This window comes from Chryseobacterium taklimakanense, assembly GCF_900187185.1.
Lineage (GTDB): Bacteria > Bacteroidota > Bacteroidia > Flavobacteriales > Weeksellaceae > Planobacterium > Planobacterium taklimakanense.
This window is the reverse complement of sequence record NZ_LT906465.1, coordinates 1,565,745-1,588,169: the sequence shown is the minus strand read 5'-3', so window position 1 is coordinate 1,588,169 and position 22,425 is coordinate 1,565,745. Positions and strand designations below refer to the sequence as shown.

At 41.2% G+C, this 22,425-nt stretch carries 21 protein-coding genes; 9 read left to right on the top strand and 12 right to left on the bottom strand.

Annotated features, from left to right (window positions below; genetic code table 11):
- Positions 1-25 precede the first annotated feature (25 nt).
- Entirely contained in the window at positions 26-2,611 is a 2,586-nt protein-coding gene (gene mutS / locus CKV81_RS07535; RefSeq protein ID WP_095074358.1) for a DNA mismatch repair protein MutS, read from the top strand.
- A gap of 19 nt (positions 2,612-2,630) precedes the next feature.
- Here the strand turns inward: mutS and CKV81_RS07530 are convergent, their stop codons facing one another.
- Positions 2,631-3,839: a BaiN/RdsA family NAD(P)/FAD-dependent oxidoreductase gene (locus tag CKV81_RS07530; protein WP_095072010.1), complete on the bottom strand. Its 1,209-nt coding sequence runs from the start codon at positions 3,837-3,839 to the stop codon at positions 2,631-2,633.
- A 229-nt stretch (positions 3,840-4,068) separates the two neighbouring features.
- On the opposite strand from CKV81_RS07530, the gene CKV81_RS07520 reads away from it, so the two are divergent.
- The 4 genes from CKV81_RS07520 (at position 4,069) to CKV81_RS07505 (ending at position 8,391) form a co-directional block, all read left to right on the top strand.
- Positions 4,069-4,581: an acyl-CoA thioesterase gene (locus CKV81_RS07520; protein WP_095072006.1), complete on the top strand. Its 513-nt coding sequence runs from the start codon at positions 4,069-4,071 to the stop codon at positions 4,579-4,581.
- A 12-nt stretch (positions 4,582-4,593) separates the two neighbouring features.
- Positions 4,594-5,649: a thiamine-phosphate kinase gene (gene thiL, locus CKV81_RS07515; RefSeq protein WP_095074356.1), complete on the top strand. Its 1,056-nt coding sequence runs from the start codon at positions 4,594-4,596 to the stop codon at positions 5,647-5,649.
- Between the two features lie 16 nt (positions 5,650-5,665).
- Complete coding sequence (bioB, locus tag CKV81_RS07510) at positions 5,666-6,754, top strand: biotin synthase BioB (RefSeq protein WP_095072004.1); 1,089 nt, start codon at positions 5,666-5,668, stop codon at positions 6,752-6,754.
- Between the two features lie 92 nt (positions 6,755-6,846).
- Positions 6,847-8,391: an IS1182 family transposase gene (locus CKV81_RS07505; protein ID WP_095072002.1), complete on the top strand. Its 1,545-nt coding sequence runs from the start codon at positions 6,847-6,849 to the stop codon at positions 8,389-8,391.
- Positions 8,392-8,478: 87 nt separating this feature from the next.
- Here the strand turns inward: CKV81_RS07505 and CKV81_RS07500 are convergent, their stop codons facing one another.
- Together CKV81_RS07500 and pepT are read right to left on the bottom strand one after the other, a co-directional pair.
- Entirely contained in the window at positions 8,479-9,342 is an 864-nt protein-coding gene (locus CKV81_RS07500; protein WP_095074354.1) for a UDP-2,3-diacylglucosamine diphosphatase, read from the bottom strand.
- 141 nt (positions 9,343-9,483) lie between these two features.
- Positions 9,484-10,743, bottom strand: a complete 1,260-nt coding sequence (gene pepT / locus CKV81_RS07495) for a peptidase T (protein WP_095072000.1) — start codon at positions 10,741-10,743, stop codon at positions 9,484-9,486.
- Between the two features lie 230 nt (positions 10,744-10,973).
- Between pepT and CKV81_RS07490 the strand changes: the two genes are divergently transcribed.
- Both CKV81_RS07490 and CKV81_RS07485 read left to right on the top strand, forming a co-directional pair.
- The gene (locus CKV81_RS07490; protein ID WP_095071997.1) at positions 10,974-11,822 is read left to right on the top strand and encodes a hydroxymethylglutaryl-CoA lyase; all 849 of its coding nucleotides are present in this window, start codon (positions 10,974-10,976) and stop codon (positions 11,820-11,822) included.
- A gap of 53 nt (positions 11,823-11,875) precedes the next feature.
- Positions 11,876-12,277: an OsmC family protein gene (locus tag CKV81_RS07485; RefSeq protein WP_095071995.1), complete on the top strand. Its 402-nt coding sequence runs from the start codon at positions 11,876-11,878 to the stop codon at positions 12,275-12,277.
- A 61-nt stretch (positions 12,278-12,338) separates the two neighbouring features.
- Here CKV81_RS07485 and CKV81_RS07480 read toward each other — a convergent pair whose 3' ends face one another.
- From CKV81_RS07480 to CKV81_RS07450, 7 genes are all read right to left on the bottom strand, one after another.
- Positions 12,339-12,668, bottom strand: a complete 330-nt coding sequence (locus CKV81_RS07480; RefSeq protein WP_095071993.1) for an SUF system Fe-S cluster assembly protein — start codon at positions 12,666-12,668, stop codon at positions 12,339-12,341.
- A gap of 8 nt (positions 12,669-12,676) precedes the next feature.
- Complete coding sequence (locus CKV81_RS07475; protein WP_095071991.1) at positions 12,677-13,390, bottom strand: 3'-5' exonuclease; 714 nt, start codon at positions 13,388-13,390, stop codon at positions 12,677-12,679.
- Between the two features lie 10 nt (positions 13,391-13,400).
- On the bottom strand, positions 13,401-13,961 hold the full coding sequence (locus tag CKV81_RS07470; protein WP_095071988.1) for a hypothetical protein: 561 nt from the start codon (positions 13,959-13,961) through the stop codon (positions 13,401-13,403).
- Positions 13,962-14,025: 64 nt separating this feature from the next.
- Positions 14,026-15,333: a Fe-S cluster assembly protein SufD gene (sufD, locus tag CKV81_RS07465; RefSeq protein ID WP_095071986.1), complete on the bottom strand. Its 1,308-nt coding sequence runs from the start codon at positions 15,331-15,333 to the stop codon at positions 14,026-14,028.
- A gap of 89 nt (positions 15,334-15,422) precedes the next feature.
- Positions 15,423-16,166, bottom strand: coding sequence for a Fe-S cluster assembly ATPase SufC (sufC, locus tag CKV81_RS07460; protein WP_095071984.1), 744 nt, complete (start codon positions 16,164-16,166; stop codon positions 15,423-15,425).
- A gap of 196 nt (positions 16,167-16,362) precedes the next feature.
- Positions 16,363-17,811 (bottom strand): Fe-S cluster assembly protein SufB, encoded by a 1,449-nt coding sequence (sufB, locus tag CKV81_RS07455; protein ID WP_095071982.1) that lies wholly within the window; start codon positions 17,809-17,811, stop codon positions 16,363-16,365.
- Between the two features lie 72 nt (positions 17,812-17,883).
- Positions 17,884-18,213 (bottom strand): HesB/IscA family protein, encoded by a 330-nt coding sequence (locus CKV81_RS07450; protein ID WP_095071978.1) that lies wholly within the window; start codon positions 18,211-18,213, stop codon positions 17,884-17,886.
- A gap of 149 nt (positions 18,214-18,362) precedes the next feature.
- On the opposite strand from CKV81_RS07450, the gene CKV81_RS07445 reads away from it, so the two are divergent.
- Both CKV81_RS07445 and CKV81_RS07440 read left to right on the top strand, forming a co-directional pair.
- A complete protein-coding gene (locus CKV81_RS07445) occupies positions 18,363-19,208 on the top strand; it encodes a GLPGLI family protein (protein WP_095071976.1) in 846 nt (281 codons plus the stop codon).
- A gap of 67 nt (positions 19,209-19,275) precedes the next feature.
- Positions 19,276-20,630 (top strand): IS3 family transposase gene (locus tag CKV81_RS07440; RefSeq protein ID WP_095071642.1). Its coding sequence is split into 2 segments (ribosomal slippage): positions 19,276-19,750 and positions 19,750-20,630, totalling 1,356 coding nucleotides; the frame shifts between segments, so codons are not numbered across the junction.
- Positions 20,631-20,695: 65 nt separating this feature from the next.
- Here CKV81_RS07440 and CKV81_RS07435 read toward each other — a convergent pair.
- Both CKV81_RS07435 and CKV81_RS07430 read right to left on the bottom strand, forming a co-directional pair.
- The gene (locus CKV81_RS07435) at positions 20,696-21,346 is read right to left on the bottom strand and encodes a 50S ribosomal protein L25/general stress protein Ctc (RefSeq protein ID WP_095071974.1); all 651 of its coding nucleotides are present in this window, start codon (positions 21,344-21,346) and stop codon (positions 20,696-20,698) included.
- A gap of 107 nt (positions 21,347-21,453) precedes the next feature.
- Complete coding sequence (locus CKV81_RS07430) at positions 21,454-22,392, bottom strand: ribose-phosphate pyrophosphokinase (RefSeq protein ID WP_095071972.1); 939 nt, start codon at positions 22,390-22,392, stop codon at positions 21,454-21,456.
- Positions 22,393-22,425 lie beyond the last annotated feature (33 nt).

Sequence of the window (22,425 nt, the reverse complement as noted above, 5' to 3'; positions counted from 1 at the left end):
TTTGAAAATCTGTGATAAAACTGCAATGTCAAAAGCGAAGAAAGAAACCCCTTTAATGACACAGTACAACAGCATCAAGGCGAAATATCCGGATGCTCTTTTGCTCTTTAGGGTAGGGGATTTTTACGAAACTTTCGGGACCGATGCCATCAAGGCGTCGCAAGTTTTGGGCATAGTTTTAACCAAAAGGAACAACGGTGATTCGCATATCGAACTGGCGGGTTTTCCCCATCATTCCATTGATTCTTATTTGCCAAAGTTGGTTCGTGCTGGGCTACGGGTAGCGATCTGCGATCAGTTGGAAGACCCTAAAATGGTAAAAGGCATTGTGAAACGTGGTGTTACTGAACTGGTTACGCCCGGGGTTACTTTTAATGATCAGGTCCTTAATTCCAAGAAAAACAATTTCCTGCTTTCCATTCATAAAGAAAAGGAGAAGTATGGTTTGGCCTTGGTGGATATTTCTACCGGGGAGTTTCTCGTTTCCGAAGGCAATCTCGAAAAATTACTCCACATCGCCCACACGTTTGATCCGAGTGAAATTATTTACCAAAGGACGAAGGAACTGCCGTTACAACTGAAAAATAAAAATTCATTTAAACTCGAAGACTGGGCTTTTCAGTATAAATACGCAACGGAAAAACTCACGAATCATTTTAAAACCAATTCTTTAAAAGGTTTCGGTGTCGAGAAAATGGAACTGGGAATTACCGCTGCGGGTGCCATCTTCGCTTATTTGGTTGAAGATACGCACCACGATTTGCTCACACACATCACCAAAATTCAGAAAATTCCGCAGGAGGATTATTTGATGATGGACCAGTTTACACTCCGGAATTTGGAAATTGTTTTCCCGTCAAACAAAGAGGGAAAAAGCCTGCTCGATATCGTGGATAAAACCTCTACGCCGATGGGCGGAAGGCTGCTGCGACGAAGAATCATTCTGCCCCTGAAGAACGTCGATGAAATCAATAGAAGGCTTTCTTTGGTTGAGTTTTTTAATAATGAAGATTATCTGAAATATGAAATTCAGGGCTTACTGAAATCCATTTCTGATTTGGACCGGTTAATGGGAAAACTCGCGGCCGAAAAACTCTCCCCGAAAGAATTGGGTCATCTGCGCCAGAGTTTGGCTTCCATCAAAGAAATTAAAGAAAAACTGAAACCGCACCACGATTTTCTGGCTTGGCTGGAACCTCTAAATGATCTTTCGGATTTGATTGAATATCTGAAATCCCACCTGAATGATGAGCTTCCAGTGAATCTGGCAAAGGGAAACGTCATAAAAGAAGGTGTGAATGAGGAACTTGACCGTCTTCGCAACCTTCAAAGCAAAGGCAAAGGGTTTTTGGATGAAATGTGCCAGCGCGAAGTGGAACGCACCGGAATTTCTTCGCTGAAAATCGATTTCAACAACGTTTTTGGTTATTATATCGAAGTCCGAAATACCCATAAAGACAAAGTTCCTGCTGAGTGGATCCGGAAACAGACTTTGGTAAACGCAGAGCGCTACATCACCGAAGAACTGAAAGAATATGAAACCCAAATACTGGGCGCGGAAGAGAAAATTTCGGTTTTGGAACACCAACTGTACCGCAAAGCGTGCGAATATGTGATGAATTATATCGATCAGATTCAGGAAAATTCAAACATCATTGCGCAGCTGGATGTTGCAGTGGGATTGAGCGAACTCGCTGTTTCTGAGAGTTATACCAGACCAATTCTGAATGAAGGGTTCGCGGTCGATTTAAAAGAGGCGCGCCACCCAATCATTGAAAATGCACTTCCATTGGGGGAAAAATATATTCCCAACGATATTTATCTGGATAAAGATTCCCAGCAAATCATTATGGTTACGGGGCCGAACATGGCAGGTAAATCGGCGATTCTTCGTCAGACTGCCGTGGTTTGCCTTCTGGCCCAGATTGGAAGTTTTGTACCGGCAAAGCATGCAGAAATTGGGATTTTGGATAAAATTTTCACCCGGGTGGGGGCTACGGATAACATTTCTGCAGGTGAATCGACATTTATGGTGGAGATGAACGAAGCCGCGAATATTCTCAACAATATTTCTGAAAGAAGTTTGATCCTGTTGGATGAAATCGGTCGTGGAACTTCTACTTACGATGGCGTTTCCATCGCCTGGGCTATTGCGGAATATCTTCATCAGCATCCGGCACAGCCGAAAACGCTGTTCGCGACACATTACCACGAACTGAACGAAATGACTTTGAATTTTGAAAGAGTCAAAAATTTCCACGTCACCATTCAGGAAAATAAAGGGAATATTATTTTTTTGAGAAAACTGGTTCCGGGCGGAAGCGAGCACAGTTTCGGAATTCACGTGGCAAAATTGGCAGGAATGCCTTCAAAAGTTGTGAACCGCGCCAATGAAATTTTAAAGACCCTGGAAGAAAGCCGAACTCAGGGCAGCTCCAAAGAAAAAATCAAGAAAGTGACTGAAGAAAATTTACAGCTTTCGTTTTTTCAACTGGATGATCCGGTTCTGGAAAATATCCGTGAAGAACTTACTAAAATCGACATCAACACACTTACCCCCATCGAAGCGCTGATGAAACTGAACGCGATAAAAAAGATGATTGGGAGATAACCATCACACTTTTTAGAAATTATTTCGAATTCAAATCCTGCGCAATCAGCCAACCTTCACTCCAGCACGCCTGAAAATTGAAACCGCCCGTCACCGCATCAATATTTAATACTTCACCGGCGATATAGAAATTTTCCAGGATTTTTGAGGACATATTTTTGAAATTAATTTCCTTCAGTTCCACGCCACCTGCGGTTACAAATTCGTCTTTAAAGGTGGATTTTCCGTCTACTTTAAAGGTTTTTTTGCAGAGATTTTCCAGTAGGGTTTTTATTTCCTTTGCTGAAATGTTGGCGATCTGTTTTTCGGGATTGATGCCTGAAATTTCTAAAAGTTTGTTCCAGAAACGGCTGGTGACATCGAAAATCTTACTTTGTCCGATGGTTTTTTTGGGATGATTCTGTTTAAATTCTAAAAATAGTGCTTCGGCTTCATACATGTTTTTTGCAATGAAATTCACCTCAATTTCAAACTGATAATTTAAACCGAAAAGCTCGCGCGCTTTCCACGCAGAAATTTTCAGGATTGCCGGTCCGGAAAGTCCCCAGTGCGTGATAAGAAGCGGGCCATTTTCTTCCGTTTTCAGTTTTGGGATCGACACTTCGGCATAATCGAAACTGGTTCCGGGCAAATTTTTCAGCAAATCATCTTTAATATTGAAAGTGAAGAGCGACGGAACCGCCAAAACGGTTTTGTGACCTAAATCCTCAAGGATTTTAAGGGATTTTGGCGAACTTCCGGTGGTGTAAATCACAAAATCTGCAGAAAAATTGCCCTTATTGGTTTTGATGAGGTATTGATTTTCCTCTTTCTGAATGTCCAGCACGGTTGTTTTGGTCAGAATTTCAAAGTTTTTTTCTGCAATTTCCTTTTTGAAGCAGCCGATAATGGTTTGTGAGGAGTTGCTTTCTGGAAAAATCCGGTTGTCATTTTCAATCTTCAACGGGATATTTCGGTTTGTGAACCATTCCATTGTATCGCCTGGCTGAAATTTACTGAAAACGCTCATCAGTTCACGGTTTCCGCGAGGGTAGAACTGTACAAGTTCGCGCGGATCAAAGCAGGCGTGTGTCACATTACAGCGTCCGCCGCCGGAAATTTTCACCTTTTGAAGGACATCGGAATTCTGCTCCAGGATTTTAACTTCAAATTTCTCTGGATCCAGATTTGCCGCACAGAAAAAACCTGCTGCACCGCCGCCGACAATGATGATTTTCTTTTTGTTCATAGGAGAGGAGCGCTATTAGGGCTTCAAGCCCTAACAGCGTTTGCAAAAATACTATTTTTTAAACCACCTTTAATGCGTAATTTTGAGGCGATAGTTTTACGGGGAATCTCACGCAATAGGGATGGAAACGGAAATCCTTTTTTGTAAAAAAAGATTGCAGTGAACAGCCCGGCCCCACGCAGCTGCTTTGCATGGGCGTGGGGATTGCCCAAATAAAAAAATAAAAAATATGTCTGTATACTACCATAAATTTGAAGTGCGCTGGAGCGATATCGATGCGAACCGTCACTTGGCGAACTCGTCATATGTTGAATACTGCGCACAGACGCGGATGGCATTTATGTCGAACCATAAAATGGGGCTTAGTGAGCTGAACCGCTGGGGAATAGGGCCAGTGATTCTGCATGAAAGATATTCTTTTTTCAAGGAAATTTATATGGATCAGGAGGTTTTTGTGAGCCTGGAAATTGATGGTTTTGCCGAAGACGGCAGCATTTACCAGTTTGTTCATAAGTTTTATCTGCCGGACGGGACACATTGTGCAACAGCCGAAGCATTCGGCGTTTGGATTGATATGATGCTGAGGAAATCTACGACGCCGCCGGACGAAATTCTGGAGGTTTTGAACACTTATAAATCGCCTGACGCCAAAGTTTTCACCAAACAAGATATCAAGGCTTTGCCTTTCCGCCCGGAAAATTTGGATCCGAAAGTCTTTGAAGATCAAAAGTGGAAAAATTAACTTGAGATAATGATGCTTGAAGATAAAAACCAACACTTAACACCAATTTCCGCATTAGGAGAATTTGGTCTCATAAAACGCCTTACCGAAAAATTTAGTTTAAAACAGGATTCATCTGAACTTTCGGTAGGAGATGATGCCGCAATCATTAATCCCGATGGAAAAAAAGTGGTAGTTACAACCGACATTTTGGCGGAAGGTGTGCATTTTAACCTCGGATACGTGCCCTTAAAACATTTGGGATATAAAGCCGTAATCGTAAATCTAAGTGACATTGCAGCGATGAATGCAGCTCCCACGCAGATTTTGGTTTCACTCGCAGTTTCCAACAGGTTTCCGGTTGAGGCGCTGGACGAAATTTATGAAGGTATAAAGTTGGCGTGCGGAAAATATGGTGTTGATTTGGTAGGTGGCGATACAACGAGTTCAACGTCGGGGTTGGTGATGAGCATTACCGCAATCGGAATGGAAAATTCTGATAAAATTGCTACCCGAAAAAATGCAAAACCAAACGATCTTTTGGTTGTTTCCGGAGATCTAGGCGGTGCTTATCTGGGATTGCAGATTCTGGAAAGAGAGCACGCCGTTTTTCTGGCAAATCCAAATATGCAGCCTGAAATGGAAGGTTATGATTATATTTTGGAACGGCAACTAAAACCGGAAGCAAGAACCGATGTGAAAAAAATTCTGGACGAACTTGAGGTTTTGCCCACATCGATGATCGATGTTTCCGATGGTTTGGCTTCAGAAATCCTTCATCTTTCAGACCAGTCCCAGGTCGGTTTCAGGCTATATGAGGAAAAGATTCCTATGGATACGATGACGATCACAACTTCCGAAGAATTCAATCTAAATCCTGTAATGTGCGCCTTGAGCGGCGGCGAAGATTATGAGCTGCTTTTCACAATTTCGCCAAACGATTTTGATAAAATTAAAAATCACCCGGATTTCACCGTGATTGGCCACGCCGTAGATTTGGAACAGGGCAATTACATGGTTTTAAGAGGTAGAAACGAACTCTCTCAGCTTACGGCACAAGGCTGGGATGCATTTTTGAATAAACAATAAACTGAAATACCAGAAAATGATAAAGCAAAATTGGACCACAGAAGAAATTTTAGAAATTTATAGTCTCCCTTTTCTTGATTTAATTTATAAGTCAGCGACCGTTCACCGTGAACACCATGACGCTAACAAGGTGCAGGTTTCTTCGCTAATTTCGGTAAAAACAGGGGGTTGCCCTGAAGATTGTGGATATTGCCCTCAAGCCGCAAGATACCATACCGAGGTGAAAATTCATGGTCTATTACCTGTGGATGAAGTGAAAAATCAAGCGATGACCGCCAAGGAAAACGGCATTTCCAGGGTTTGTCTCGGTGCCGCTTGGCGCAATGTAAAAGACGGACCGGAATTCGAGCAAGTTTTGGATATGGTTCGGGAAGTGACAAAACTCGATATGGAAGTATGCTGTACCTTGGGGATGCTTACCGAAAATCAGGCAAAGAGGCTGGAAGAAGCCGGTCTTTATGCCTACAACCACAATATCGACAGTTCTGAGGAATATTATAAAGAAGTCATTTCTACCCGTGCATTCGAGGATCGTCTGGAAACGATTGGAAACATACGTAAAACCTCAATCACGCTTTGTTCTGGCGGAATTATAGGAATGGGAGAACGTGTAGAAGACCGTTGCGGGATGCTGAAAACATTAGCCAATATGACACCCCAACCTGAAAGTGTCCCGATAAACGCCTTGGTTGCCGTGGAAGGAACACCACTCGAAAAAGAAAAACCGGTTGATATTTTCGAATTCGTGAGGATGGTAGCCACTGCCAGAATCGTATTGCCTAAAACGCAGGTGAGACTTTCTGCGGGTAGAACGGGACTTTCGCAGGAGGGGCAGGCTCTGTGTTTTTTCGCGGGAGCAAATTCAATTTTTGCCGGAGATAAACTCTTAACGACACCTAATCCTGAAATAAACGAAGACAAAAGCCTTTTTAATAAATTAGGAATAGTGCCACAAGCCCCTTTTGAAAAACATGCTAAAAGAAAAGTGGTAGAAAAAGAAGATTCACAGTATGTTCCGTTAGGAGAAAATCCCAAATGGACGAGACCGGAACATACCATCGAGAGAAATGAAGCGGCCAAACAAAAAGCAAAAGACTTAAAGTAAACAAAAGAATCCGTCTCACAACTGAGGCGGATTTTTTTTGGTTATTATTTAGGATTTTTGTATATTTATCATTGATAATCAGATAGTTGTTTATGAATTTCAAGCATTATAACCAAAATCAGCTGGTGCTGTTTCCTTATAGTTTTGAGGAATTGATTCCCGAAAATCACCCTGTTCGGATTGTCAATGATATTTTGGAGAGGATTAATATAGATCCGCTTCTAAAAGCCTACAGCAAAGAAGGAAATCCCAGTTATCATCCCGTGATGATGCTCAAAGTGATGGTTTTTGCGTACATGAATAATATTTATTCCTCCCGGAAGATAGAAAAAGCGCTTCGGGAAAATATCAATTTTATGTGGCTTTCCAACATGAGCATTGTGGATCACAATACCGTGAACCGCTTCCGGAGCAATAAGCTGGAAGCGGCTTTCAAGGATATTTTCTCGCAAGTAGTTTTGCTTTTGGCAGAGGAAGGCTTGGTGAGTTTGAGACAGGTTTTTGTGGATGGAACGAAAATCGAAGCACAGGCAAACCGCTACACTTTTGTTTGGGCAAACGCCATTAAAACCAATAAAGAAAAAATGCTCCGCCAATTGGAAGATCTTTGGAAATACGCCCAAAGCGTTGCAAGAGAGGAAGACAAAGACCCTGAGCCGCCTGAGTTTAAAGAAATCAGCAAAGAAAAGATCCAGCAAACCGTAGCAAATATCAATGCCAAATTGAAAGGCAGCGACGGCAAGACCGATTCCGACAAAAAAGCTAAAGCCAAGCTGAATTACATTAAAAATAATTTTGAGAAAAACCTCGATAAATACGAAGCTCAGGAAGCGATTTTAAAAGAAAGAAACTCTTACAGCAAGACGGATGAAGACGCCACTTTTATGAGAATGAAGGATGATCACATGCAGAACGGACAACTTAAACCCGCCTACAATGCACAAATTTCTACCGAGAATCAAATCATCGTCAATTATACCATTCATCAGCAGACCAATGACTTCAATACCCTGGAGCATCATCTTAAAAATTTTGAGGAACTCTATGGGGAAAAAAGATTGGCTGAATTAGAAGAACTCACTGCCGATGCAGGTTATGGGAGCGAGCAGAACTATGAATTGCTGGAACAGAACAATATTACACCTTATGTAAAATACAACACCTTCGACAAAGAGCAGGATGCCCATTATCAGGCGAAACACAAAACATTCAGCAAAGAAAATCTGCACTACAGCCAAGAAGAAGATTATTACGTCTGTCCGATGGGTCAAAAGATGGAAAAAACACACGAAAGCACTCGGAAAACCAAGACCGGTTACCCTCAGAAACTCTCGCATTATCAGGCTAAAAACTGTGATGGATGCCCAATCAGAGGCGTTTGTCACAGTTCCAAAGAAAATCGCAGTGTAGAGCGAAACCATCATCTGGAGCAGTACAAAGAGAAAATCAGGGAACTCTTAAACAGCCAAGAAGGCATTAAAAAACGCAGACAACGCTCAGTTGAAGTAGAACCCGTGTTTGCACATCTGAAACATTGCAACAATTTTAAGCGGTTTACCCTGAAAGGTCTGAAAAAAGTAGAATTGGAGTTCGGATTGCACGCATTAGCACACAATTTAAGAAAGAAAGTTGCCTAAAGAAGACAACTTTTTCTTTTTCCAAAACATTGAAGATTGGAACTGCAATAAAAAATCCGCCTCAATTTTTATTGTGAGACGGATTCTTTATGCCAAAGTTTGTATGGTTTTTTGGACAGTGAATGCAGCAAGCGTAGTGGGATGGATGAGTTCTTCCATATTCACGCTCATGTCGTAGGTTTCAATTTCGGGCTTTTTGAACTTGGTTTCGTCAAAGAAATTGAGCGACCATTTTCCTTCATTGTATTCTAACCAGGAAAGATTTTCAATCCAGTCGCCGGAATTCAGGTAGTGGGTTTTTCCTTTTTCTGTTACCACCTCTCTGTCCGAAGGCATATGAATGTGCCCGCAGATCACATACTCGTAATGATTGTCGATCGCCAATTCTATCGCTTTTTCCTCGAAATCTGCAATGAATTTCACGGCTTTTTTCACCGAATTTTTTATTTTTTTGGAAAGCGAGACTTTCTGCCGACCGATGCTGTCTAAAAACCAATTGATGGCCCGGTTCAGCAAAATCAGCCAGTCGTAACCGATTCCGCCGATTTTTGCGATGATTTTTGCGCCGCCTTTGGTCGTGTGGTCAAAGATGTCGCCATGGAAAATCCAGTGTTTTTTTCCGTCGATTTCAAGTAAATATTTATCGGTAAGGAAAAGGTTGCCCATTGATAGATCAGTGTACTTACGCAGGAATTCATCGTGGTTTCCGGTGATATAGATAACTTTGGTGTCCTTCTGCATCATTCTGAAAATTTCAGAAATCACCGCCATGTGCGAATTGGGGAAATACCTTTTGGAGAATGCCCATCCGTCGATAATATCACCGTTCAGAATGAGGAGTTTTGGTCTTACACTTTTCAGGTAAGCCACCAGTTCGGTCGCATGACAGCCGTAAGTTCCCAGATGGATATCGGAGAGAATTACAATTTCTACGTCGCGTTTATCGGGCATTTTGAGTTTTTCCAAAATTAAAACCTTAGTGTTTCGTGAATTTTAACTTAAAATTAAATTTCTTATTTAAATAAAAACCGCGGATATAATCCACGGCAATTCAAATTAAACCCTTCGGGTTCTGAGAATGTTTTTAATTAACTATTTCTTTTTTACTGCTCGGGCGATATTCACAATCACCTTCACCGCTTTTTCCATGGTTTCCAGGGCAACATATTCGTATGGGCCATGGAAATTCATGCCTCCAGCAAAAATGTTTGGGCAGGGCAGTCCCATATAAGACAGTTGTGCGCCGTCTGTACCGCCACGAATCGCTTTTATTTTTGGTTCTACATTGGCATCCTTCATGGCCTGAGCTGCGATATCAATGATGTGCATTTTGCCTTCAAACTGCTGTTTCATGTTGCGGTATTGTTCTTTTACCTCAATTTCTGCAGTTCCTTCACCGTATTTTTTATTTAATTCATCCACTTTTTCCTGAATGAATTTTTTTCTTGCCTCAAATTTTTCTGAATCGTGGTCGCGGATGATATACTGCAGCTTGGCTTCGGAAACATCTGCGGACATCTCCGTCAGGTGGAAAAACCCTTCAAAACCTTTGGTTGTGGCTGGGGTTTCATTTTCGGGCAGCGTTTTCACAAATTCAGCAGCCAAAAGTGCTGCATTAACCATTTTCCCAAAGGCATAACCGGGGTGAACGCTCAGCCCGTGGATTTTCACCACCGCGCCAGCGGCATTGAAGTTTTCGTACTCCAGTTCGCCGGCTTCGCTGCCATCCATGGTATAAGCCCATTCTGCCCCAAATTTTTCAACATCAAATTTATGGGCGCCGCGCCCGATTTCCTCGTCAGGCGTAAAGCCTATGGCAATTCTTCCGTGTTTGATTTCAGGATGTGCGAGTAAAAACTCCGCTGCGGTGACGATTTCTGCAACTCCGGCCTTGTCATCAGCGCCTAAAAGCGAAGTTCCATCCGTTGTAATGAGGGTTTTTCCAACATAATCTTTTAAGCTTTCAAATTTATCTGGCGAAAGCGTGAAGCCGGTTTCTTTGTTTAAAAGCAAGTCACCACCGTCATAATTGTCCCAAATTTGTGGATTGACATTCTCACCGTTAAAATCGGGTGAAGTATCGTAATGCGCGATGAAACCTATGGTCGGCTCGTCGTCATGTTCAAGATTTGAAGGAATATAGGCATAAATATAGCCGTTTCCGTCAAGCTCTACATTCTCGAGTCCGAGAGATTTCAGTTCCTCGAAAATATATTTGGCAATATTCCACTGCTGCGCGGTAGAGGGCGTGCTTTCACTCTCCGGATCGCTTGTTGAGTAAATTTTTGCGTAGTTGATGAAACGGTTTTGTAACTTAAGTTTCCATTCCAGGGTGAAGTCTATCGTCTGCATATTTTTGAAGTTTTCGTTTGTAACAAAGGTAGGAAAAAGCGGGAAGACGGCAGATGGAAAACAGAAGATTTCCCGGTTTCATCAATATTGCAAGGACGAATAAATGTAAAATTTCGTGTTCAACGAATTATTTATCGCTTCCATAGTCCGCTTTCCATTTCAGTCTGCCAACTTCCATTTTCCCGCTTCCAACTAAAAATATTATCTTTACGAAAACCTAAACAAGTAAAATGTTTCTTACCGAATGTCCTCGTGATGCGATGCAGGGTTGGGGTGAATTTATCCCGACACAGAAGAAGATCGATTATATCAACTCACTGATGAGCGTGGGTTTTGATGTGCTGGATTGCGGCAGTTTTGTTTCCCCTATAGCCATACCACAAATGGCTGATTCCGGAGAAGTTGTGGATCATATTGACAAATCTCTTTCTGAAACCCAACTGTCTGTTATTGTCGCCAATATCAGCGGTGCAGAACGGGCTTTGAAGCATGAAAATGTCGATATTCTGGGGTTTCCGTTTTCGATTTCAGAAACGTTTCAATACCGCAATACAAATAAAGATCAGGAAGAGGCGTTCCGGCAGATTCAGGAAATCAAAAGGATGAGTGAAAGCGCCGGGCGTGAACTGAATATTTATTTTTCTATGGCTTTCGGTAATCCGTACGGTGAAACCTGGAAATGGGAAGAGGTTGACTATTGGGCAAAAAGATTCGCGGAAATTGGTATAAAGGAAGTTCAGCTTTCAGATACCACTGGGGTTGCTACAGTAGAAACCATTGATTTACTGTTTGATAAAATTCCCCCAAATAATCCTGAAATGAATTTTGGAGCACATTTTCACAACCGTTATGAGGATTCTTATTCTAAATTAAAGGCCGCTTACAACAAAGGCTGCCGGAGATTTGACAGTGCAATAAAAGGAATTGGCGGCTGCCCGATGGCAAAGGATGATTTGGTCGGAAATATGCCTACCGAACAGGTGATCAATTTTATGGCTGGGGAAAAAATCAGCCATAAACTTAATTTGCTCAACTTCGAAAGCTCGTATAACAGGGCGAAAGATATTTTTCATTTTTAATTGTAATCACCCGAAGTTTTTTGAAATTTTACGAAGCATAACAATATCTCATCATGACATCAAAAGTAACCTATACCGGCGATCTGCGCTGTGAAGCTGTACATCTCCAGAGCGGAACCAAAATTTTGACTGATGCCCCCACTGATAATCACGGGAAAGGCGAGAAATTTTCACCGACTGACCTCTGCGCCACATCTCTGGCGGAATGTGCCTTAACCACAACTGCAATTCTGGGGAAAGACAAAGTAAATATAACCGGCGCTACCTGTGAAATCCAGAAAATCATGCTTTCCAATCCGAGAAGAATCGGGGAAATCGTTTGCTATTTTGAATTTCCTGGGGAGTTTTCCGATGAAGAGAAAGAGTTTATTGAATCTACTGCCCACAACTGTCCGGTTGCACTGAGCCTGCATCCTTATCTGAAGCAGACTATGAAATTCAAATACGGAAAATAAAAAAAGCGATGAAATTTTCAACGCCGAATGTATCTCAATAAACCTAAGGGCTTTATTAAGCTTAAAAAAGAATTCCTAATTCAAATTTCGCTTCTTCGCTCATCATATCCTTGTTCCAGGCTGGCTCGAAAGTGAGTTCCAAATCGACATCCTTCACGCCCTCCACAGCGGAAACTTTTTCACGTACTTCAGCCGGCAGGGATTCTGCTACGGGGCAGTTTGGCGTCGTGAGCGTCATCACTACTTTTACCTCGCCTTCTTCCGAAATCTGTACGTCGTAAATTAATCCAAGTTCGTAGATGTCTACCGGAATTTCCGGGTCGTAAACTGTTTTTAAAGCCTGTATGATGCTATCGCCAATCACGGCGATTTGTTCGTCTGTGTAATTCATTTTAATTGTCAGTCTGAGCTTGATGCGGAGTCAAATCGTTCCAATAAATCTTCCTGTCGAAGCCGACGGAAAACATTTGCCAAAGTTAAGACATCTTTTTCACAATATTTAACTATTCTAATTAAATCTTTGTCTATGTGATAAATTGATGAAACCATTGAGCCGTCGATATCGTCTTTTGGTGTTGGAATATTGAAAACGTGAGCGAGCAGCTCCAGCGAAACATAACTTTTGTAATCACCGAACTTCCACAGTTCCATCGTGTCAATGTGCGGGATTTCCCAGGGTTTTTTGCCATAAAGCTGAAACGGAACCGGCGGCTGCATTCCGTTAATCAGAAAGCGCCTTGCAATCCACGGAAAATCGAATTCCTTTCCATTGTGAGCGCAAAGAATGACATCACGCAGTTGCGGCCGGTTGAAAAGTTCACCGAATTCTTCAAGCAACGTTTTTTCATCATCGCCATAAAAACTTTTGATGAGAAGTTTGCCGTTTCTTTCAGTTTTACCAATCGAGATGCAAATAATTTTGCCGAATTCTGCCATTACTCCTGCACGTTCCATGTAGAAATCTTCGGCAGTGTACTGATCTTTTCGCTGCTGAAATGTTTTTTTATCCCAAAGTTTCTGCTCAGATTCCGGAAGGTCATCCCAGGCAGAAGCATTTGGAACGGTCTCGATATCAAGAAATAATACTCTTTCGATTGGTATTGAATTAATCATGGTTAAGTTTTTAACTGATGTTTTCCGAAGGTGGACTCTGTAGCTGTTTTTCGCCTCTTCTGATTAAAATTTCATCAAGCAGCTGCTCAACTTTTATTTTTTCCTCTGCATATTTTTGCTGAAGTTCGGAGCCTTCACCCATTCTTCTGTAATATTCCAGGGCCTTTTGTGCAAACTGTTTCCTGTTAAAATCCGGTGCATCAGGAATATGCGGAAACACCTTGTGAAAAAGCATCTCGGTATAAGCCTGCCATTCTCTCTCATTTTTGTCTTCAACCAAAGATTCCGGCGCTTTTTGCCTTACATGCAGCATTTCGTGGGCCATCATATTGAGCACTAAGGACAAATCGAAATCAAAGAGATTCTTTGGAATTTTAACGGTTTGTCTTGCGCCAATTTCGCCTTCCGCAGTAAGGAGAATTGAAGTGGCAGAAAGTTCAGGGCGGAAACTGAACCCTGCAAAATTCTGATGATCAAGACCTAAACTTCGGATCAGATAATCAGCGGCATCCAAAATCTGGTCGTGCGCCTTGTAAGCATCAATATGGTTTTGAAAATTTTCTAAGTTCATTGATCAAAAATAAAAAAATCTGTAATCAAAAGACTACAGATTCTGCCAATAAGGTTTATATAATTTAAAATTCAAGGCTTACTTCCAGCTTTTCGGCTAAAAGCTTCGAAATTTTGTTCTTAAGCGGTTCAATGTCAATATTCTGCATCGCATCGTTGGCAAAAGCGTAAAGCAACAGGGCCTGAGCTTCTTTTTTTGAAATTCCTCTGGCTCTTAGGTAAAATAATGCATCTTCGTTCAGCTGCCCAACCGTACAGCCGTGTGAACATTTAACATCATCAGCAAAAATTTCAAGTTGGGGCTTGGTGTCTATTGTTGCGCCTTCGCTCAGCAACACGTTGTTATTCTGCTGATAAGCGTTGGTCTTCTGTGCAATTTTATCTACGAAAACTTTCCCGTTGAAAACGCCGTGCGACTTATCCTTAAAAATTCCTTTATAATTCTGGTAAGATTCACAGTTTGGCTGGTTGTGGTGAACCGCGGTATGATGATCGACCAGTTGCTCATTTCCGATAATCGTTATACCGTTCATAAACGAGTTGATATTGGAACCGTTCTGAATGAAATCCAGATTGTTTCTCACGATTTTTCCCCCGAATGAGAAGGTATTCACCGTCGTGCGGCTGTCTTTTTCCTGCTTGGCGAAAGTGTGGTCAACCAAATACGATGTTTCGCTGTCGTTCTGAAGTTTGTGCCAGTCGGCTTTTGCGTTTGGATACGTAAAAATTTCCGTAACCGAATTGGTGAACACAAAATGGCTGTCAAAATTGTGGTGGCTTTCAATCACTTCCACTTTTGAAGACTCTTCGGCAATCAGTAAATTTCTTGTGTTGTAAAAAGTGTTATCTTTCTGATTCTGAGAAAGATAGAATACATGGATCGGTTTTTCAATCACCACATTTTTTGGTACTTTCATGAAAAACCCGTTGCGGCAATAGGCAAGATTTAAATTGGTAAAAGCCAGCTCCGGATCAGCAATCTTGTTGAAGTATTTATTGAAAACCTCTTTGTAGCGGTCGTCATTCAAAGCATGTTTAAAGGACATAAATTCCACATTTTCAATGGAAACTTTTGAAAGTTCCTTGTGAAGTTGCCCGTTGATGAAGACAATCCAGTCGAAGTTTTCTTCGCCAAGATGCAGCTCATCCAACTGTTCTTTGGTGATGTTGTGATGTTCAGTCGGGAAAAGGTTATAATCTTTTTCCGTGATTTCACGCAGGTTTGTGTACCTGTACTCCTCGTCTTTTCTGGTTGGAAAACCGGCGTGAAAGAATTTTTTCAGCGCAGAAACCCTGGTTTCATCTAAAAAGCGGTGCTTTAAAGTGTCCAGAAATGCGGAGTGATTATTTTGTATGTTTTCGAGTAAAGCCATTTCATTTTCTTTGAGGCAGTTTGATATAGTTCAATGACCTTGAAACAGTTTGTCATCAAACCATTTCAAATTTTTCAAACGATTTCAAACTAGTTTAAAAGCCAGTCGTAACCTTTTTCTTCCAGTTCAAGCGCAAGCGTTTTATCGCCGGTTTTGATGATTTTTCCGTCTGCCAGAACGTGAACAAAATCGGGCTGAATATAGTCCAGAAGTCTTTGGTAGTGCGTAATAAGTAATACGGCATTTCCTTCATTCTTGAAAGAGTTTACACCATCGGCAACAATCCGCAATGCATCGATATCCAAACCGGAATCAGTTTCGTCCAAAATGGCGAGTTTTGGGTTTAGCATCAGCATTTGGAAAATTTCGTTTCGTTTCTTCTCCCCTCCGGAAAAACCTTCGTTCAGTGAACGGCCGAGAAAATCCTTTTTAATGTTCAGTTTTTCTGAATTTTCACGAACCAATGCCAGCATTTCTTTCGCAGGCAGTTCTTCCAGGCCTTTGGCTTTTCTGGTTTCGTTGATGGCTGCTTTGATGAAATTTGTAACCGTAACTCCGGGAATCTCAACCGGATACTGGAAAGAAAGGAAAATACCTTTGTGCGCCCGTTCTTCAGGAGCATCTTCAGATATTTCTTCACCTTCAAAAAGAATTTCACCTTCCGTAACCTCATAATCTTCTTTTCCCGCAATTACGGATGAAAGTGTAGATTTTCCGGCGCCGTTTGGCCCCATAATCGCGTGCACTTCGCCTGGTTTTATTTCTAGGTTGATTCCTTTTAAAATTTCTACGCCGTCTTCAATCTGGGCGTGTAAGTTTTTGATATGTAGCATTTTTTTAATTTTTTATCACAAGGATAAACAGAGTTATTTTGAAAGTTCCTGTCTTTAATTCAAGCTAGGCCGCTTCGCTTATCCATGATAATCATTTTTTTCCTCGTTTTATTTTGATCAGGGTTTGTGCTTTTTTTATCTTAAAAATGTTTTCACGTAAAGAATGCACCTTTGTTTGCCCTTGCGTTAATACAATCTAACCTACGCTTCCCTCCAACGAAATTTCCAGCAGTTTCTGAGCTTCAATGGCAAACTCCATAGGTAATTTATTTAAAACTTCTTTGCTGAAACCATTCACAATCAGTGCAATTGCTTTTTCTGTATCGATACCACGCTGGTTGCAGTAAAAGATCTGGTCTTCACCAATCTTTGAAGTGGTGGCCTCATGCTCCAGCTGTGCGGAAGGATCTTTGATTTCAATGTACGGAAAAGTGTGCGCGCCACATTCGTTGCCCATCAAAAGAGAATCGCACTGTGAGAAATTTCTTGCGCCTTTTGCCGTCGGCATTACTTTCACCAGCCCTCGGTAGGAATTATTAGATCTTCCAGCCGATATCCCTTTGGAAATAATGGTCGAACGCGTGTTTTTTCCGATATGAATCATCTTTGTTCCGGTATCCGCATACTGATAGTTGTTGGTAACCGCAATGGAATAAAATTCTCCGATGGAATTGTCACCTTTCAGAATACAACTTGGATATTTCCAGGTTACGGCAGATCCGGTTTCAACCTGTGTCCAGGAAATTTTAGCATTTTTTTCGCATAAACCCCTCTTGGTCACGAAATTGTAAACCCCTCCTTTTCCTTCCTCATCGCCCGGAAACCAGTTTTGCACGGTGGAATATTTAATTTCAGCATTATCCATCGCAATCAGTTCCACAACTGCTGCGTGAAGCTGGTTTTCGTCGCGCGCTGGTGCGGTGCAGCCTTCGAGATAGGAAACGTAGCTTCCTTCATCAGCAATTACTAGGGTTCTTTCAAACTGCCCGGTTCCGGCCTGGTTGATGCGGAAATATGTGGAAAGTTCCATTGGGCACTTCACACCTTTCGGGATGTAGCAGAAAGATCCGTCAGAAAAAACTGCCGAGTTCAGTGCCGCATAGAAGTTATCGCCGCGCGGTACCACTTTTCCTATATATTTTTGTACAAGGTCCGGATATTCGCGGATTGCTTCCGAGATTGACATAAAGATGATGCCTTTTTCCTTCAGAGTTTCCTGGAATGTGGTCTTCACCGAAACCGAATCCATCACGATATCCACAGCAACTCCCGCCAGTCTTTTCTGTTCTTCAATGTTGATTCCCAGTTTTTCGAAAGTTTTCAGAAGTTCCGGGTCTACCTCATCCAGGCTTGCCAGTTCCGGTTTTTTCTTTGGCGCTGCATAATATTTGATTGCCTGAAAATCAGGTTTTTCATAAGAGATATTGGCCCAATCCGGCTCTTCCATTTTCTGCCAGATCCGGAAAGATTCCAAACGCCATTCCGTCATCCATTCCGGTTCTTCTTTTTTTGCAGAGATCATCCGGATGATGTCCTCGCTAAGGCCGGTTGGAAAGTCCTCGTATTCTATGTCGGTGTAAAAGCCGGCCTCATATTCTTTGGTTTTGAGGTCTTCTCTTAAATCGTCTTCTGTGTATTTTGCCATAATTAAGATTTCAGATTTCAGAGTTCAGATTCCAGACGCTCGGTCTGAGGTCTTGTGTCTGAAATCTCGTGTCTATAAACTGAATGATTCTCCACAACCGCAAGTCCTGCTTGCATTTGGATTATTAAATACAAATCCTTTTCCGTTCAGTCCTCCGGAATATTCAAGGGTTGTCCCGGCAAGATAAAGGATGGATTTTTTGTCCACGACGATTTTTACGCCGTTGTCTTCAAAAACCTGATCGGTTTCTTCTTTTTTATTATCGAATTTCAGCACATATTCCAGACCGGAGCATCCGCCGCTTTTCACACCGACCCTTATAAAGTCCGTGGCAGGGTTGAAGCCGTCTTCAGTCATCAGGATGGCTGCTTTTTCTTTTGCGTTATCACTAACTTTAATCATTTATATTTATTTAGAATGATTTTAGATTGCAAAAATACGAACTATAAAACTCATAATCAAATATAGCCTACCTTTTTAACTATAATTATCATTGATGGAAATTTATTTAACTTTAAGGCCACCATTTTATCAAAAAGAAAATATTTTATATGAAAAAAGCACTCAGCTTTGCAGGAATAGCCATTTCCTCGCTATTGTTTTCGCAGACATCAAGATTTGTTTACCAAGCGACTATGAAAGCGAATTCCGCTGATAAAACAGATGTCAGAACCGAAAACGTTTACCTCGACGTATCTCCTGAAAGATCAGTGTTTGTTGCTGAAAACAGAGTAAAGCGTGACTCGCTGATGGAAAGAATGCGCACCACAGGAAATTTCAACCGTGATGCTATGGAAAATCTTCGCTCGAATATTGAATACACAGTAGAGAAGGATTTTAAGACTCAAAAATCCGTTTTTAAGCAAAGAATTGGACGGGATATTTATGCGTATGAGGAAGACAGAACCTTTGACTGGAAAATCCTTCCAGAAACCTTGATCATCGGGAACTATAAGGCTCAGAAAGCTACAACCAGTTTTGGCGGAAGAAACTGGAATGCGTGGTTTACGACTGACGTTCCATTTCAGGACGGGCCATATAAATTTTCTGGTTTGCCGGGGCTGATTGTAAAAGTGGAAGATGAAGCCGGTGATTACAGTTTTGATCTTAAAGAAACCAAAAGAATCTCAGAGGCTGCCACATTGCAGGACCGGGGTAATGTGTTAAAAGTAAAACGTGCGGATTTTGATAAACAGCAGGCCAAATTTCTCAAGGATCCAATGTCATTTTTTAATATCGGAGGACCAGGCGCTCCACCGCCGCCGCCAAGCGCATCTGGAGCACCTTCACCGCCAGTGATGCGAAATAACCCCCAGCGTATGAAGGAAATGGAAACAAGGATAAAGACAGAAATTGCTAAAAACAGTAACCCGATTGAACTTCCGGAGAAGAAATAAAATAAAAAAACCTGTCGAGCGACTGGACTGCCCCCAAAAAGTTAGACACTTTTTAGGGGCATTTTTTATGGGGAAAAGTAAATATTCAGCAGACTTTAAATTAAAAGCTATAAAGAGATATCACAAAGGTGACATTGGAACAGACGATTTAGGAAAACGCATTGGAGTTTGTGGTTCATTGGTTCGTAAATGGATAAAATTTTATGAACTTTATGGAGTTTCAGGACTTGTTCGGCTTTCCAATAGGCATTACACAAAAGATTTTAAATTAAAGATTTTATCAGTAATTGAGAAAGAGAATTTAAGTTTAAAAGAAGCGTCGAGAAGGTTTAATATTCCTGCGGAGTCCAGTATTCTTAGTTGGCAGCGTAATTACAAAAAAAATGGTATTTTAGGTTTAGAAAACAGACCCAGGGGAAGACCTAAAACCATGAGTAATTACAAGCGAAAAAAAAAGAAAACAGGCAAACCCTTAACAAGGGAGGAAGAACTGTTGGAGAGGATTTATTATTTAGAAGCCGAGAACGCCATTTTAAAAAAGTTAGACGCCTTAATTCAGGAAAGGAAAAATCCAAAGCCATCGAAGAGTTAAGGCAGGACTTTGATTTAGCAGTACTGCTGGATTGTACATCGATGGCAAGAAGCAGTTTTTATTACTATCAAAAACGCTTTCAAATGAAAGATAAATATGCGGAAATAAAAGAAATGATTAAGCAGATTTATCATCGTCACAAAGGAAGGTTGGGCTATAGAAGAATTACTTTGCTTTTGAAAGAAAAAGGAATTTTGATTAATCACAAAACTGTTTTACGACTTATGAAAATATTAGGTTTAAAGAGTATTATCCGAGTGAAGAAATATAAATCTTACAAGGGAGAGCAAGGGAAAATTGCGCCCAATGTTCTACAGAGGAATTTCAAATCGGACGCTCCTAATCAGAAATGGGCAACCGATGTTACAGAGTTTAATGTATCGGGTAATAAACTTTACCTATCTCCAATCATCGATCTATTTAATGGTGAAATTGTCAGTTTTGACCTATCTGAAAGACCTGTGTTCAGCCAAATCATCAGGATGCTAAAGAAATCATTCAGAAAAGTAAAATCTACACAAAACATCATTCTACATTCTGATCAAGGTTGGCAGTATCAAATGAAACATTACCAAAACTTGTTAAAAGAAAAAGGCATTATTCAAAGTATGTCCAGAAAAGGAAACTGTTTGGACAATGCGGTGATAGAGAACTTTTTTGGAACAATAAAATCAGAAATGTTTTATACCAGAAAGTTTGGTTCCATTCAGGAACTTAAGATGGAAATAGTGAAGTACATTCACTATTACAACAATGATAGAATAAGACTCAATCTCAAAGGAAAGAGTCCGGTACAGTACCGAACTCTTTCCTTTGAGAATATTGTTTAATTTTGTCTAAACTTTTGGGTGCAGTCTAGACACGACAGGTTTTTATTTTTAGAAAATCAAATTTTTTATTCTGCAGATTCAGCAGCTGGAGCTTCAGCAGCAGGTGCATCACCATCAGCCACCGGAGTTTCTTCATCATCATCATCAGCTGCACCGGCACCGGCTTTCATTGCATTTCTAGACATCTTCACAGCGGCAACTACGGCGTTGTCAGGATGCATGAATGTGAAACCTGTAGTCTTGATGTCGCCAACATAAAGCTTGTTTCCGATTTTAAGCGGTGTTACATCAACCACGATTTCGTCCGGCAAGTTCGCAGGAATTGCTTTTAATTTCAGTTTTCTGAAAGACTGGCGAAGAACACCACCCGCCACAACACCTTTTGCACGGCCTGTAATTCTTACAGGAACTTCCATAATTACTGGCTTATCGTCTGCCAGCTGATAGAAGTCTACGTGAAGGATTCTGTCTGTAATTGGGTGAAACTGGATGTCCTGAAGTACGGCAGGAATAGTTTGCCCATCAACCTCAATAGATACCGTGTGTGCTTCAGGAGTGTAAACCAGGTTTTTGAATGATTTCTCTTCAGTAGAGAAGTTCAAAGGTTCGCCGCCTCCATAAACAACACAAGGAACTAATTCAGCATCACGTAAAGCTTTTGTAGACTTTTTGCCCACGCTTTCTCTTTTTGTACCTTGAATTGTAATAGATTTCATAAGTAAATAAATATTATTTTTTGAGGGTGCAAATATAGAGATTATTTTCAAAAATAAAAAATCCTTCCGGAGAAAGAAGGATTAATATTAATTTGATTTCTAAAGTCTTAAATGATGAATTTGTCGCTTATTGATTTGTGTTCATGAACCATCTTCATCACATCAGCGAACAGTGCTGCACATGACAGAACTTTGATCTTGTCTGAAAGTTCTGTTTTTACCGGAATAGTGTCGGTTACAATAACTTCTAGAAGCTGAGAATTGTTGATATTTTCATAAGCTTTTCCTGAAAGTACCGGGTGAGTTGCCATAGCTCTTACCGATTTCGCTCCATTTTTAAGAAGGATATCTGCTGCTTTGCAAAGCGTTCCCGCAGTGTCGATCATATCGTCGATGAGGATTACGTTTTTGTCGGTTACATCACCGATCAGGAACATTTCTTCGATCACATTTGCCTTCTTACGCTCTTTGTAAGCAATTACCACTTCAGCACCAAGATGTCCGGCGTAGTTTTTTGCTCTTTTTGCACCACCCATATCCGGTGATGCAATCGTAAGATTGTCAAGTTTTAAAGAGTTGATATAATCAATAAAAATTGTGGATGCATAGAGATGATCCACCGGAATTTCGAAAAAGCCCTGTATCTGATCCGCGTGCAGATCCATCGTCATCACTCTGGTTGCTCCGGCTGCAGTGAGCAGATTTGCCACCAGTTTGGCACCGATGGGTGCTCTTGGCTTGTCTTTTCTGTCCTGTCTTGCAAGTCCGTAGTACGGAATTACTACTGTGATGCTTTTAGCGGAAGCTCTTTTTGCTGCATCAATCATCAGGAGAAGTTCTAAAAGATTGTCTGCCGGTGGGAAAGTGGAGCCGATGAGGAATACGCGTCCGCCACGTACTGAAGTATCTAAAACGGGTTCAAATTCACCGTCACTAAACTGCTGAAAATTAATAATTCCCATTTCCTGTCCATAGTGCTCAGCAATTTTTTCTGCTAAAGCCTTCGAGGTTCTGGTTGAAAATAGGTAGCTCGCCTGATCTGCCATTTTTACTTTTTTAGATTGCTGCAAATTTAAGAA

Coding starts and splice junctions, on each gene's coding strand:
- mutS (WP_095074358.1), top strand. CDS start 26: ATGTCAAAAGCGAAGAAAGAAACCCCTTTAATGACACAGTACAACAGC.
- CKV81_RS07530 (WP_095072010.1), bottom strand. CDS start 3,839: ATGAACAAAAAGAAAATCATCATTGTCGGCGGCGGTGCAGCAGGTTTT.
- CKV81_RS07520 (WP_095072006.1), top strand. CDS start 4,069: ATGTCTGTATACTACCATAAATTTGAAGTGCGCTGGAGCGATATCGAT.
- thiL (WP_095074356.1), top strand. CDS start 4,594: ATGCTTGAAGATAAAAACCAACACTTAACACCAATTTCCGCATTAGGA.
- bioB (WP_095072004.1), top strand. CDS start 5,666: ATGATAAAGCAAAATTGGACCACAGAAGAAATTTTAGAAATTTATAGT.
- CKV81_RS07505 (WP_095072002.1), top strand. CDS start 6,847: ATGAATTTCAAGCATTATAACCAAAATCAGCTGGTGCTGTTTCCTTAT.
- CKV81_RS07500 (WP_095074354.1), bottom strand. CDS start 9,342: ATGCCCGATAAACGCGACGTAGAAATTGTAATTCTCTCCGATATCCAT.
- pepT (WP_095072000.1), bottom strand. CDS start 10,743: ATGCAGACGATAGACTTCACCCTGGAATGGAAACTTAAGTTACAAAAC.
- CKV81_RS07490 (WP_095071997.1), top strand. CDS start 10,974: ATGTTTCTTACCGAATGTCCTCGTGATGCGATGCAGGGTTGGGGTGAA.
- CKV81_RS07485 (WP_095071995.1), top strand. CDS start 11,876: ATGACATCAAAAGTAACCTATACCGGCGATCTGCGCTGTGAAGCTGTA.
- CKV81_RS07480 (WP_095071993.1), bottom strand. CDS start 12,668: ATGAATTACACAGACGAACAAATCGCCGTGATTGGCGATAGCATCATA.
- CKV81_RS07475 (WP_095071991.1), bottom strand. CDS start 13,390: ATGATTAATTCAATACCAATCGAAAGAGTATTATTTCTTGATATCGAG.
- CKV81_RS07470 (WP_095071988.1), bottom strand. CDS start 13,961: ATGAACTTAGAAAATTTTCAAAACCATATTGATGCTTACAAGGCGCAC.
- sufD (WP_095071986.1), bottom strand. CDS start 15,333: ATGGCTTTACTCGAAAACATACAAAATAATCACTCCGCATTTCTGGAC.
- sufC (WP_095071984.1), bottom strand. CDS start 16,166: ATGCTACATATCAAAAACTTACACGCCCAGATTGAAGACGGCGTAGAA.
- sufB (WP_095071982.1), bottom strand. CDS start 17,811: ATGGCAAAATACACAGAAGACGATTTAAGAGAAGACCTCAAAACCAAA.
- CKV81_RS07450 (WP_095071978.1), bottom strand. CDS start 18,213: ATGATTAAAGTTAGTGATAACGCAAAAGAAAAAGCAGCCATCCTGATG.
- CKV81_RS07445 (WP_095071976.1), top strand. CDS start 18,363: ATGAAAAAAGCACTCAGCTTTGCAGGAATAGCCATTTCCTCGCTATTG.
- CKV81_RS07435 (WP_095071974.1), bottom strand. CDS start 21,346: ATGAAATCTATTACAATTCAAGGTACAAAAAGAGAAAGCGTGGGCAAA.
- CKV81_RS07430 (WP_095071972.1), bottom strand. CDS start 22,392: ATGGCAGATCAGGCGAGCTACCTATTTTCAACCAGAACCTCGAAGGCT.